This window comes from Pseudomonas sp. LBUM1647 (genome assembly GCF_059716175.1).
In genome coordinates, this window is the sequence record NZ_CP166809.1 from 5,402,590 (window position 1) to 5,415,422 (window position 12,833).

Sequence of the window (12,833 nt, forward strand, 5' to 3'; positions counted from 1 at the left end):
CTACACACGCAGCGCCACAAATTCCTGAAGCTGCGGATAGAACAACCGAAAGTCATCGCTCAACGGCTCATACAACACCCGCAATTCCTGCATCGCTGCGGCCAGTTCCTCGGGCCGCGTCAGCCGCCGTGAAATCCCCCGCAGCACCTGCTCAAGCACCGCAAACTCCCGATAAGAACCCAACCAGTCATTGGCGACCATGTGCGGCGCAATCTGCGCCAGCCGTTCCGGCAATTGCGCCTCGGCGGACAACACCCGATACACCCCCGAAGTGAATTGTTCCAGTGGCTGATCGGCGTACAGCGTCCAGTCCCGGGCCAGGCAATGGTCGAAAAACACGTCAAGCACGATCCCGGCGTAACGCCGGCGGGTCATGGAAAACCGTGACAACGAAACGTCCACCAACGGATGGCGGTCGGTAAAGACATCGATGCTGCGATGCAGCTGGATGGCCGCTTCGATCTCCGGATCGAACTGCCCTTGCAGCCGCCCTTTGACGAAATCGCCATACAGACTGCCGAGCAATTGACCGGGGCGCTGGCCACCGAGGTGCAGATGTGCGAGATAGTTCATGCGCGCAGCTTAGCACTGCGCCCTACATATCGTTATAACCCGATATACCGAATGACTCGGTCGTCAGACCAAAATCATATTGGTATATCGCGAAGTACCGATTTAAAGTTCGCCTCATCGCGATATAGCGTTTTACTCATCACGAGCCCAAACCATGACCATCGACCTCGACGAAATAATAAAAGCCCTGGCACACCCAGTACGCCGAGACATCCTCATCTGGCTGAAAGACCCCAAGACCCAGTTCCCGGAACAGATCCACAACCACGAGTACGGCATTTGCGCCGGACAGATCGATCAACGCTGCGGCCTGTCGCAGTCGACCGTGTCCGCCCATTTGGCGAACTTGCAACGTGCGGGACTGATCAGCAGCCAGAAAGCCGGTCAATGGCACTTTTTCAAACGCAACGAGGACGTGATTCAGGCGTTCCTCGACGCCATCGTCAAGGAGCTCAGCGCTCCGACCAGGAATTAAACAATGCCCCTCTCGCTACTCATTCTGGCCTTGAGCGCCTTCGCCATCGGCACCACCGAGTTCGTCATCATGGGCTTGCTGCCCGATGTGGCGGCCGACCTCGGTGTGTCGATTCCCGGCGCCGGCTGGCTGGTGACCGGTTACGCCCTGGGCGTGGCCATCGGTGCACCGTTCATGGCACTGGCGACCTCTCAATTGCCGCGCAAGGCCGCACTGGTAGCGTTGATGGGCATCTTCATCGTCGGCAACCTGCTCTGTGCAATGGCGACCGACTACAACGTGCTGATGTTTGCCCGTGTGGTCACCGCCCTCTGCCACGGTGCGTTCTTCGGCATCGGCTCGGTAGTGGCAGCGGGTCTGGTGCCAGCGAACAAACGCGCTTCGGCCGTGGCTCTGATGTTCACCGGCCTGACCCTGGCCAACGTACTCGGCGTTCCGCTGGGCACCGCGCTTGGCCAGGAAGCCGGCTGGCGTTCGACCTTCTGGGCGGTGACCGTGATTGGTGTGATCGCGTTGATCGGTCTGATCCGTTTCCTGCCGGCCAAGCGCGATGAAGAGAAACTCGACATGCGCGCCGAACTGCGCGCCCTCAAAGGCGCCGGGATCTGGCTGTCGTTGAGCATGACCGCGTTGTTCGCGGCTTCCGTATTCACCCTGTTCACCTATGTCGCCCCGCTGCTCGGCGATGTCACCGGCGTCTCGCCCAAAGGCGTGACCTGGACCCTGATGCTCATCGGCCTGGGCCTGACGGTCGGCAACATCATCGGCGGCAAACTGGCTGACAAAGGCATGGCCGCGACACTGATCGGCGTCTTCATCTCGATGGCCGTGATCTCTACCGTGCTGACCTGGACCAGCGTCGCGCTGATTCCGACCGAAATCACCCTGTTCCTCTGGGCCACCGCGTGCTTTGCCGCCGTGCCCGCCCTGCAAGTGAACGTGGTGACCTACGGCAAGGCCGCACCGAACCTGGTGTCGACCCTGAACATCGGCGCTTTCAATATCGGCAACGCACTGGGTGCCTGGGTCGGTGGCAGCGTCATCGCCCACGGTTTCGGCTTGACCAGCGTTCCTCTCGCGGCAGCAGCACTGGCGGTACTCGCCCTGCTGGTGACCCTGATTACCTTCCGTCAGAGCGGCAACCCCGAACTGGCTCCTGCTACCAACTAACCTCACGAGGGTTGTACTTCATGACGACTATTTTCGATCCGATCAAACTGGGCGACCTCGAGTTGGCCAACCGCATCATCATGGCACCGCTGACCCGCTGCCGCGCCGACGAAGGCCGCGTGCCAAACGCACTGATGGCCGAGTACTACGTGCAGCGCGCCTCGGCCGGCCTGATCCTCAGCGAGGCCACTTCGGTCACGCCGATGGGCGTCGGCTACCCGGACACCCCGGGTATCTGGTCCAACGATCAAGTGCGTGGCTGGGCCAATGTGACCAAAGCGATCCACGGCGCGGGCGGCAAGATTTTCCTGCAACTGTGGCACGTCGGTCGTATTTCTCACGGGTCGTACCTGGGCGGTGAAGCGCCGGTCGCACCAAGCGCCATTCAGCCAAAAGGCCATGTCAGCCTGGTTCGCCCATTGGCCGACTACCCAACGCCACGTGCCCTGGAAATCGCCGAAATCGCTGACGTCGTCGACGCCTACCGCGTCGGCGCCGAGAACGCCAAGGCAGCCGGTTTCGACGGTGTGGAAATTCACGGCGCCAACGGTTACCTGCTCGACCAGTTCCTGCAAAGCAGCACCAACCAGCGCACCGATAATTACGGCGGCTCCCTGGAAAACCGTGCGCGCCTGTTGCTGGAAGTGACCGACGTCGCCATCGAAATCTGGGGCGCCGGCCGCGTCGGTGTGCACCTGTCACCGCGCGCCGACTCCCATGACATGGGCGACGACAACCTGTCCGAGACCTTCACTTACGTCGCTCGCGAACTGGGCAAACGTGGCATCGCGTTTATCTGCTCCCGTGAGAAAGAAGCCGGCGACAGCCTCGGCCCACAATTGAAAGAAGCGTTCGGCGGCCCGTACATCGTCAACGAAAGCTTCACCAAAGACAGTGCCAACGCCTGGCTGGCCAGCGGCAAGGCTGATGCGGTCGCCTTCGGCGTGCCGTTCATTGCCAACCCGGACCTGCCGGCACGTTTGAAGGCCGATGCGCCGTTGAATGAGCCACGTCCTGAGCTGTTTTATTCCAAGGGCGCGGTCGGCTACATCGACTACAGGGTGATGTAAGCTTCAACATTGAAATGAAAAACCCCCGTCTCGAAAGAGCCGGGGGTTTTTATTGTTAATAACTACCACACCCCAACTAACTTATCGCAACCTTATTAACAACAACCCTTCCAACCCAACAATAACAATTAGAAAAAAATATTAACTATCAAACAAACCCACCAACATCGATACTCAACCCACCGCAACTAACCCCTGCCAAAGATAATCAACAATACATACATCCCATTAAAAGGAATTGACATGAGTAACGACCGCTCTGGATCTTCTGAGCAGTACCACGAGAATGGACGATCACCAGAAAGCTATAGGTGGGAGCACGAGCGAAAAGAAGCAGAACGTAAAGAAAAGGAGATCAACGACGAGAATGAACGTCTATACAATGAAAAAAAAGAAATTAACGCTGAAATTGAAAAGCGTAAAAATGCGCACTGGAAACAATTTAGCCAAAGCAATAATGAAATAAGGTTAGTGACCTTCGTCCATAACAATACTGATGAAACGATCCAGCTGATTGATACAGACTTCGAAGTCGAGGATATGTCCGAATGTGACATTCCGCCCTACTCAATCGCCACGATGGATGCAAAGAAGAACTTTAACTCCAACAGACTTTCAGCTGTTACTGGCCGTGACCAAACGTTTATCAAGAAGTTTTTCACTTATGGCGCAGGCGACATGAAATGTCGTTTTGATACAAGCATGGTAGTGAAGGTTTCGTTCGGTATTATTGCGACCACATTGACACCGACCTGGAACCATCAGACACGCTCCATAGGCCGCAAGAAACTGGTATGCACATCCCGATTGAGAGCGAACGCACCCAAAACGCCATACAGCTACTGCCTGGATATCCATATCGGAGAAGAGTAGTCGCCCATCCAGTAACGCTGTCGAGTAGAACCTGAACAACCTTCAAAAAACAGGATGCCGTTGGTTGGCCGCACGGCGCCCTCGAAAACGGGATCGCTCACACTCGTTCACAGACTCGCAACAAATCACCTACAAAATACGTAGCTCACTACCTATCAACCCGGCCAGCATCCATATATAACAGCAGCCTATGGCGAGAAGGCGAGCGAAGACATGAACCTTCGCTCGCCTAAAGTGTTGACACAACCGGACTCAATTACGCATTTTGTCGAAGGCTTGGACTCAAGCGCAGCATGTCCAACCCTGTATCGACCCAACGCTCGGCTTCGATGTGCAGTTCAAAGCTGTCGGGCGCCAATAGCCACTGATACAGGATGCCGTCGATGTACGCGTGCAGGCTGATGGCCGCGCGAGCCGTATCAAGGTTTTCCGGTAACTGCCCCCGATTGACCGCATTACTCAGGGCCAGGGCGATTCGCACATTGCAATCAAGGCTGACCTCTCGGCGCTGCTGGCGCAGGTCGCACATTTCATCGGTGAATTCACACTTATGAAACAGAATCTCATTGATGCGTCGGGTTTTCGGGTCCAGGGCAACCTGATGAAACAAATGAATCAGCAGCTTGCGCATGCAGCCGAGGGGATCGAGTTCATCTTCGCTTTCACTGGCCTTGGCCATTTCATCCAGCGGCTCTTGCAAGGTATCAAGCATGGCCTGCACCAAGTCCGCCTTGTTGCTGAAATGCCAGTAAATGGCCCCGCGCGTGACCCCGGCCAGGGTAGCGATATCCGCCAGTGTCGTGCGCGCCACGCCCCTTTCGTAAAAGGCTTTTTCTGCCGCTTCCAGTATCTGGCTGCGGGTTTCTTGAGCTTCCTCTTTGGTGCGACGGACCATGGCAGTACAACCTCAATCAGGATGCTTCAGCGATGTCTGAACATCCGCTGAATAAAAGTGGGGCGAGCGCTCTCGGGCGTCGTCCCCGGCCTACAATTCGAACCCTTGAACGGCTTTTGTAACTGTGTGGATACGCGGCCAAGGTATTTACAAACAACCATGAACGTAAGTATATTCCTTAGCAAGCTACTTATCCACTCAGCGCACATTTTTTACCTTTCCACATTTCTAGTGCGCAATTTGCGCGCCTGACCCGAGGATTTTCATGCAATTCAAGCCAGCTGTTACCGCTCTGGTCACCGCCCTCGCCTTGGCATCGCTGCTCAGCGGATGCAAAAAGGAAGAGGCGGCACCTGCCGCACCACCCCCTCAGGTCGGCGTCGTTACTCTGCAACCTCAAGCTTTCACCCTGACCTCCGAGCTTCCGGGCCGTACCAGCGCGTACCGCATCGCCGAAGTTCGCCCTCAGGTCAACGGCATCATTCTCAAGCGCCTGTTCAAGGAAGGCGGCGACGTCAAGGCCGGCCAGCAGCTGTATCAGATTGATCCGGCGGTTTATGACGCCACCCTGAAAAGCGCCGAAGCCAATCTGCAACAGACCAAATCGATCTCCGACCGCTACAAGCAGTTGGTCAACGAGCAAGCTGTGAGCCGTCAGGAATACGACACGGCCCTGGCCAACCGGTTGCAATCGGAAGCCGCCCTGCAAAGCGCCCAGATCAATGTGCGTTACACCAAGGTTTACGCGCCACTCTCCGGCCGCATCGGCCGCTCGACCGTGACTGAAGGCGCGCTGGTCACCAGCGGCCAGGTCGACGCGATGGCGGTGATTCAGCAACTGGACCCCATCTACGTCGATGTGACCCAGTCTTCGGTAGAGCTGCTGGAACTGCGCCGCGAACTGGAAAGCGGTCGTCTGCAAAAATCTGGCGACAACGCGGCCAAGGTCAAGCTGACCCTCGAAGACGGCAGTCAGTACAAACAGGAAGGCAAGCTCGAGTTCTCGGAAGTCTCGGTGGACCAGACCACCGGTTCCGTGACCTTGCGTGCGGTATTCCCGAACCCTGACCACACCCTGCTGCCAGGCATGTTTGTACACGCCCAGTTGCAGGCCGGTGTGAACAGCGCGGCGATCCTCGCTCCGCAACAAGGCGTGACCCGTGATCTCAAAGGCACCCCGACCGCGCTGGTCGTCGGTCCGGACAACAAGGTCGAACTGCGTCAGCTCAAGGCCAGCCGCACTGTCGGCAGTCAGTGGCTGATCGAAGACGGTCTGAAGGCCGGCGATCGACTGATCACCGAAGGGCTGCAATACGTCAAACCTGGCGTTGAAGTAAAAGCCAGTGAAGCGACTAACGTTGGCGCAAAGAACCCTGCCCCCGCAAAAGTAGCTGACAAGGCTTCCAGCGGCAAAGGGGAGTAAACCATGTCCAGATTTTTTATCGACCGTCCGATTTTCGCCTGGGTAATTGCCCTGGTGATCATGCTGGTCGGGGCACTATCGATCCTCAAACTCCCGATCAACCAATACCCGAGCATTGCGCCTCCGGCCATTGCAATCCAGGTGACCTACCCGGGCGCGTCCGCACAAACCGTGCAGGACACCGTGGTGCAGGTGATCGAGCAACAACTCAACGGTATCGATAACCTGCGTTATGTCTCGTCGGAAAGTAACTCCGACGGCAGCATGACCATTACCGCTACCTTCGAGCAGGGCACCAACTCCGATACCGCGCAGGTTCAGGTCCAGAACAAGCTGAACCTGGCCACCCCGCTGCTGCCGCAAGAAGTGCAGCAACAGGGTATCCGCGTGACCAAGGCAGTGAAAAACTTCCTGATGGTGATAGGCGTGGTGTCGCGCGACGGCAGCATGACCAAGGACGACCTGTCCAACTACATCGTGTCGAACATGCAGGATCCGATCTCGCGGACCGCCGGTGTCGGTGACTTCCAGGTCTTCGGTGCACAGTACGCAATGCGGATCTGGCTCGACCCGGCCAAGTTGAACAACTTCAACCTGACCCCAGTGGACGTGAAAACCGCCATCGCCGCGCAGAACGTCCAGGTGTCATCCGGTCAACTCGGTGGTTTGCCTGCTGTCGCCGGCCAACAGCTGAACGCGACGATCATCGGCAAGACCCGCCTGCAGACCGCTGAGCAATTCAAGGCGATCCTGCTCAAGGTCAACAAGGACGGTTCGCAAGTGCGTGTCGGCGACGTGGCGGATGTCGGTCTGGGCGGTGAAAACTACTCGATCAGCGCCCAGTTCAACGGCAGCCCGGCCTCCGGTCTGGCGGTGAAACTGGCCAACGGTGCCAACGCCCTCGACACTGCAAAAGCCCTGCGCAAGACCATCGAAACCCTCAAGCCGTTCTTCCCGCAAGGGATGGAAGTGGTGTTCCCGTACGACACCACGCCGGTGGTGACCGAGTCGATCAAGGGTGTGGTTGAAACCCTGGTCGAAGCGATCGTGCTGGTGTTCCTGGTGATGTTCCTGTTCCTGCAAAACTTCCGCGCCACCGTCATCACCACGATGACCGTGCCAGTCGTATTGCTGGGCACCTTCGGGATCCTCGCGGCGTTCGGTTTCAGCATCAACACCCTGACCATGTTCGGTATGGTGCTGGCCATCGGTTTGCTGGTGGACGACGCCATCGTCGTGGTGGAAAACGTCGAACGGGTCATGAGCGAAGAAGGCCTGTCACCCAAGGAGGCCACCAAGAAATCCATGGGGCAGATCCAGGGTGCACTGGTCGGTATCGCCCTGGTGCTGTCGGCGGTACTGCTACCGATGGCGTTCTTCAGCGGTTCCACCGGTGTGATCTACAAGCAGTTCTCGATCACCATCGTCTCGGCCATGGCCCTGTCGGTACTGGTTGCACTGATCTTCACCCCGGCGCTCTGCGCGACCATGCTCAAGGCGATTCCGAAAGGCGAGCACGGCACGCCGAAACGCGGCTTCTTCGGCTGGTTCAACCGCAATTTCGACCGTGGCGTCAAAAGCTACGAGCGTGGCGTGGGCAACATGCTCGCGAACAAGGCCCCGTACTTACTGGCCTACCTCATCATCCTGGTCGGCATGATCTGGCTGTTCACCCGCATCCCAACGGCGTTCCTGCCGGAAGAAGACCAGGGCGTATTGTTTGCCCAGGTGCAAACCCCGGCCGGTTCCAGTGCCCAGCGCACGCAAGTGGTCGTGGATGAAATGCGTGAATTCCTGCTGCGTCCGAGCAAGGACGGTGGTGAAGGCGACGCGGTGGCCTCGGTATTTACCGTGACCGGCTTCAACTTCGCCGGCCGTGGCCAGAGCTCGGGTATGGCGTTCATCATGCTCAAACCGTGGGACGAACGTAACGCCGAAAACAGCGTGTTCAAACTCGCGGCCCGAGCCCAGCAGCACTTCTTCACCTTCCGTGACGCCATGGTGTTTGCTTTCGCACCGCCGGCGGTACTGGAACTGGGTAACGCCACCGGTTTCGACGTGTTCCTGCAAGACCGCGCCGGTATCGGTCACGACAAGCTGATGGAAGCGCGCAACCAGTTCCTCGGCATGGCGGCGCAAAGCAAGATTCTGTCGCAAGTGCGCCCCAACGGCCTGAACGACGAACCGCAATACCAGCTGGAAATCGATGACGAGAAGGCCAGTGCCCTAGGCATCACCCTCACCGACATCAACAACACCCTGTCGATTGCCCTGGGCAGTAGCTACGTCAACGACTTCATCGACCGCGGTCGGGTGAAGAAGGTTTACGTGCAAGGCGAGCCGGGCGCGCGCATGAGTCCTGAAGACGTCAAGAAATGGTATGTGCGCAACAGCGCCGGCACCATGGTTCCGTTCTCGGCGTTCGCCAAGGGTGAGTGGATTTACGGTGCACCGAAGCTGTCGCGTTACAACGGCGTAGAAGCGATGGAAATCCTCGGTGCCCCGGCACCCGGTTATTCCACCGGTGAAGCCATGCTCGAAGTCGAAGCCCTGGCCAAGAAACTGCCGGCCGGTGTCGGTATTTCCTGGACCGGTCTGTCGTACGAGGAACGTCTGTCCGGCTCGCAAGCGCCAGCGTTGTACGCCCTGTCGCTGCTGATGGTGTTCCTGTGTCTGGCGGCGCTGTACGAAAGTTGGTCGATCCCGATCGCGGTGATGTTGGTGGTACCGCTGGGGATCATCGGTGCGCTGATGGCGACCAGCCTGCGCGGTCTGTCCAACGACGTGTATTTCCAGGTGGGCCTGTTGACGACCATTGGTCTGGCGGCAAAAAACGCCATTTTGATTGTCGAATTTGCCAAGGAACTGCATGAACAAGGGCGTAGTCTGCGCGATGCCGCAGTCGAAGCCTGCCGGATGCGTTTGCGACCGATCATCATGACGTCGCTCGCTTTCGTCCTCGGTGTGGTACCACTGGCAATTTCCACGGGTGCAGGTTCGGGTAGCCAACATGCGATCGGTACCGGGGTGATTGGCGGTATGCTCACGGCCACGATCCTGGCGATCTTCTGGGTCCCACTGTTTTTCGTCACCGTGTCGGCCATGGGGCAGCGCAAAACCGCTGACCAGGACGACGCTATTGAACCTTCTAAAGAGGCTGGCTAATGAGCAAGTCGCTACTCTCCCTGGCTGTTGCCGCTTTCGTGCTCGGCGGCTGCTCGCTGATTCCCGATTATCAGCAGCCTGAAGCACCGGTGGCGGGCCAGTACCCGCAAGGTCCGGCGTATTCGCCGGCCCAGGCGCCTGCCCAGGCTGCCGCCGAACAGGGCTGGAAGCAGTTTTTCCATGACCCGGCGTTGCAACAGCTGATCCAGGTCGCCCTGGAAAACAACCGTGACCTGCGGGTCGCGGCGCTGAACATCGACGCCTTTGCGGCTCAATACCGCATCCAGCGTGCCGATCTGTTCCCGGCCGTGTCGGCCAACGGCACCGGCAGCCGTCAGCGGGTCCCGGCTCGGGCCTCGCAGACCGGCGAAGCGGGTATCACCAGCTCCTACTCGGCCACGGTCGGCATCAGCGCCTATGAACTCGACCTGTTCGGTCGGGTTCGCAGCCTGAGCGAAGAAGCGCTGCAGAAGTACTTCGCCACTGAAGAAGCGCGCCGCACCACCCAGATCAGCCTGGTGGCCAGTGTGGCCAACGCCTATCTGACCTGGCAGGCCGACAAGGAATTGCTGAAACTGACTCAGGACACCCTGGGTGCGTTCGAGGAGAGCTACAAGCTCACCGCCCGCAGCAACGAAGTGGGTGTCGCCTCGGCCCTGGACCTGGCCCAGTCGCGTACCTCGGTGGAAAACGCCCGCGCGCAAATGGCCAAGTACACCCGTCAAGTCGCCCAGGATGAAAATAGCCTGGTGTTGCTGCTCGGCACTGGCGTCCCGGCCAATCTGCAAGCGGCCAAGCCATTGGCTGACGACCTGCTGAGCGAAGTGCCGGCCGGCCTGCCATCGGACTTGCTGCAACGTCGTCCGGACATCCTCCAGGCCGAATACGACCTGAAAGCCGCCAACGCCAACATCGGCGCGGCACGGGCGGCGTTCTTCCCGAGCATCAGCCTGACGGCCAATGCCGGCAGCCTGAGCCCGGACCTGTCCGGTCTGTTCAAGGGCGGTTCGGGCACCTGGTTGTTCCAGCCGCAAATCAACCTGCCGATCTTCAATGCCGGCAGCCTGCGCGCCAGCCTGGATTATTCAAAAATCCAGAAAGACATTGGCGTGGCGAACTACGAGAAGTCCATTCAAACGGCCTTCCAGGAAGTCGCCGATGGCCTGGCCGCCCGCCAGACCTACACCGATCAGTTGCAGGCCCAGCGTGATTTCGTCACCGCGAACCAGGACTACTACCGTCTGGCCGAGCGTCGTTATCGCATTGGTGTCGACAGCAACCTGACCTTCCTCGATGCCCAGCGCCAGCTGTTCAGTGCCCAACAGGTACTGATCACCGACCGTCTGGCGCAACTGGTCAGTGCCGTCAATCTGTACAAGGCACTGGGCGGTGGCTGGAACGAGCAGACGGCGAAGAACGAGCCGTTGAAAGAAGAAGCGCCGAAGCTGAAGTTGTTCTGATAGCGCTGTAAAACAAGAAGCCCACCGATTGGTGGGCTTTTTGTTGCTCAATATCAAAAGATCGCAGCCTCCGGCAGCTCCTACAGGAATCGCGTCCAATGTAGGAGCTGCCGGAGGCTGCGATCTTTTGATTTTGACGTTCGATAATCGCCCAAAACCCGCTTCCCCCAATTGAATCGCCCCGCCCATCCCCCGCACCATTCGTCGCACAATACCAATAACAACAGGTTCGACACCATGCCCCCGCGCCCTGCCCTGTCCGGCTGATTCCGTTCGTTTTTGCCCTGATTTCAAATTTTTGTCTGCAACCCCCACGTTGCGGCAGCACCCCGTTTTACGCCTAAAAACTAGAGAGACCCGAACACATGACACCTTCCAATACTCAATACTGGTTCCCCAGCCTCCTCGCCGTTGCACTGGCCAGTACGGCTCTGCCCGCCATGGCCGAGGAGTCAGGCTTTGTCGAAGGTGCCAAGGTCAACCTGAACCTGCGCAACTTCTACATCAATCGCAATTTCACCAACCCGACCAAAACCCAAGGCAAGGCAGAAGAGTGGACACAAAGCTTCATCCTCGACGCCAAGTCCGGGTTCACCCAAGGCACCGTCGGGTTCGGCATGGATGTGCTGGGGCTGTATTCGGTGAAGCTCGATGGCGGTAAAGGCACGGGCGGTACGCAGTTGCTGCCGCTTGATCACGACGGTCGCCCGGCGGACAACTTCGGGCGCACCAACGTGGCGTTCAAGGCCAAGCTGTCGCAGACCGAAGTGAAGGTGGGCGAATGGATGCCGGTGCTGCCGATCCTGCGTTCGGACGACGGTCGTTCCCTGCCGCAAACCTTCCGTGGCGGCCAGATCACCTCGAAGGAAATCAACGGCCTGACGCTCTACGGCGGCCAGTTCCGCGCCAACAGCCCGCGCGACGACAGCAGCATGAACGACATGTCGATGACCGGAAAACCAGCGTTCACCTCCGACCGCTTCAACTTTCAGGGCGGCGAATACGCCTTTAACGAGAAGCGCACCCAGATCGGTTTGTGGAATGCCGAACTCAAAGACATCTACAGCCAGCAGTACGTGAATCTGATCCACAGCCAGCCCATCGGTGACTGGACCCTGGGTGCCAACCTCGGTTTCTTCTACGGCAAGGATGACGGCAGCGCCCGCGCCGGCGCGCTGGACAACAAGACGTGGTCGGGCCTGTTCTCGGCCAAATACGGCGGCAACACCTTCTATGTCGGCCTGCAAAAACTCACCGGCGACAGCGCCTGGATGCGGGTCAATGGCACCAGCGGCGGCACCCTGGCCAACGACAGTTACAACGCCAGTTATGACAATGCGAAAGAAAAATCCTGGCAGGTACGGCACGACTATAACTTCGTCGCCCTTGGCATTCCCGGCCTGACCCTGATGAACCGCTACATCAGCGGCGACAACGTCCACACCGGCACCATTACCGACGGCAAGGAATGGGGCCGCGAAAGCGAACTGGGTTACACCGTGCAGAGCGGCGCGCTCAAAGACCTCAACGTCAAATGGCGTAACTCGACCATCCGCCGCGACTTCAGCAACAACGAGTTCGATGAGAACCGGTTGATCGTCAGCTATCCGATCAGTTTGTTGTAAGGCAATCAGTCAGCCAGCCGCCCGTCAGGCTGGCTGGCGCTTTGCCGAGCTTCAATTACAGTGAAAAAACCTGACAGGACTCAGGCGATATTCAGCCCTCCCCC

10 protein-coding genes are annotated in these 12,833 nt (G+C 58.5%); 8 read left to right on the forward strand and 2 right to left on the reverse strand.

The window, feature by feature from the left end:
- Positions 1 to 573 (reverse strand): acyl carrier protein phosphodiesterase, encoded by a 573-nt coding sequence (locus ACA059_RS24900; RefSeq protein WP_497631363.1) that lies wholly within the window; start codon positions 571 to 573, stop codon positions 1 to 3.
- 154 nt (positions 574 to 727) lie between these two features.
- Here ACA059_RS24900 and ACA059_RS24905 point away from each other — a divergent pair, with 154 nt between their 5' ends.
- The 4 genes from ACA059_RS24905 to ACA059_RS24920 all read left to right on the forward strand — a co-directional run bounded on the left by ACA059_RS24905 (position 728) and on the right by ACA059_RS24920 (position 4,161).
- Positions 728 to 1,048, forward strand: a complete 321-nt coding sequence (locus ACA059_RS24905) for an ArsR/SmtB family transcription factor (protein WP_109628334.1) — start codon at positions 728 to 730, stop codon at positions 1,046 to 1,048.
- 3 nt (positions 1,049 to 1,051) lie between these two features.
- Complete coding sequence (locus tag ACA059_RS24910; protein WP_497631364.1) at positions 1,052 to 2,218, forward strand: MFS transporter; 1,167 nt, start codon at positions 1,052 to 1,054, stop codon at positions 2,216 to 2,218.
- A 20-nt stretch (positions 2,219 to 2,238) separates the two neighbouring features.
- On the forward strand, positions 2,239 to 3,288 hold the full coding sequence (locus ACA059_RS24915) for an alkene reductase (RefSeq protein WP_497631365.1): 1,050 nt from the start codon (positions 2,239 to 2,241) through the stop codon (positions 3,286 to 3,288).
- Positions 3,289 to 3,531: 243 nt separating this feature from the next.
- Complete coding sequence (locus ACA059_RS24920; protein WP_497631366.1) at positions 3,532 to 4,161, forward strand: hypothetical protein; 630 nt, start codon at positions 3,532 to 3,534, stop codon at positions 4,159 to 4,161.
- Positions 4,162 to 4,417: 256 nt separating this feature from the next.
- Here ACA059_RS24920 and emhR read toward each other — a convergent pair whose 3' ends face one another.
- On the reverse strand, positions 4,418 to 5,056 hold the full coding sequence (emhR, locus tag ACA059_RS24925; protein WP_497631367.1) for an efflux system transcriptional repressor EmhR: 639 nt from the start codon (positions 5,054 to 5,056) through the stop codon (positions 4,418 to 4,420).
- A gap of 265 nt (positions 5,057 to 5,321) precedes the next feature.
- Between emhR and emhA the strand changes: the two genes are divergently transcribed.
- The 4 genes from emhA (at position 5,322) to ACA059_RS24945 (ending at position 12,729) form a co-directional block, all read left to right on the forward strand.
- Positions 5,322 to 6,479 (forward strand): efflux RND transporter periplasmic adaptor subunit EmhA, encoded by a 1,158-nt coding sequence (gene emhA, locus ACA059_RS24930; protein ID WP_497631368.1) that lies wholly within the window; start codon positions 5,322 to 5,324, stop codon positions 6,477 to 6,479.
- A gap of 3 nt (positions 6,480 to 6,482) precedes the next feature.
- Positions 6,483 to 9,644: an efflux RND transporter permease subunit EmhB gene (emhB, locus tag ACA059_RS24935; protein ID WP_497631369.1), complete on the forward strand. Its 3,162-nt coding sequence runs from the start codon at positions 6,483 to 6,485 to the stop codon at positions 9,642 to 9,644.
- Complete coding sequence (gene emhC / locus ACA059_RS24940; protein ID WP_497631370.1) at positions 9,644 to 11,104, forward strand: efflux RND transporter outer membrane subunit EmhC; 1,461 nt, start codon at positions 9,644 to 9,646, stop codon at positions 11,102 to 11,104. The genes emhB and emhC overlap by 1 nt, the downstream gene beginning before the upstream one ends.
- A 365-nt stretch (positions 11,105 to 11,469) precedes the next feature.
- Positions 11,470 to 12,729: an OprD family porin gene (locus ACA059_RS24945; protein ID WP_497631371.1), complete on the forward strand. Its 1,260-nt coding sequence runs from the start codon at positions 11,470 to 11,472 to the stop codon at positions 12,727 to 12,729.
- Positions 12,730 to 12,833: the final 104 nt, after the last annotated feature.

Excerpts from the sequence above, each read along its gene's own strand:
- ACA059_RS24900 (WP_497631363.1), bottom strand. The coding sequence starts at position 573 with ATGAACTATCTCGCACATCTGCACCTCGGTGGCCAGCGCCCCGGTCAA.
- ACA059_RS24905 (WP_109628334.1), top strand. The coding sequence starts at position 728 with ATGACCATCGACCTCGACGAAATAATAAAAGCCCTGGCACACCCAGTA.
- ACA059_RS24910 (WP_497631364.1), top strand. The coding sequence starts at position 1,052 with ATGCCCCTCTCGCTACTCATTCTGGCCTTGAGCGCCTTCGCCATCGGC.
- ACA059_RS24915 (WP_497631365.1), top strand. The coding sequence starts at position 2,239 with ATGACGACTATTTTCGATCCGATCAAACTGGGCGACCTCGAGTTGGCC.
- ACA059_RS24920 (WP_497631366.1), top strand. The coding sequence starts at position 3,532 with ATGAGTAACGACCGCTCTGGATCTTCTGAGCAGTACCACGAGAATGGA.
- emhR (WP_497631367.1), bottom strand. The coding sequence starts at position 5,056 with ATGGTCCGTCGCACCAAAGAGGAAGCTCAAGAAACCCGCAGCCAGATA.
- emhA (WP_497631368.1), top strand. The coding sequence starts at position 5,322 with ATGCAATTCAAGCCAGCTGTTACCGCTCTGGTCACCGCCCTCGCCTTG.
- emhB (WP_497631369.1), top strand. The coding sequence starts at position 6,483 with ATGTCCAGATTTTTTATCGACCGTCCGATTTTCGCCTGGGTAATTGCC.
- emhC (WP_497631370.1), top strand. The coding sequence starts at position 9,644 with ATGAGCAAGTCGCTACTCTCCCTGGCTGTTGCCGCTTTCGTGCTCGGC.
- ACA059_RS24945 (WP_497631371.1), top strand. The coding sequence starts at position 11,470 with ATGACACCTTCCAATACTCAATACTGGTTCCCCAGCCTCCTCGCCGTT.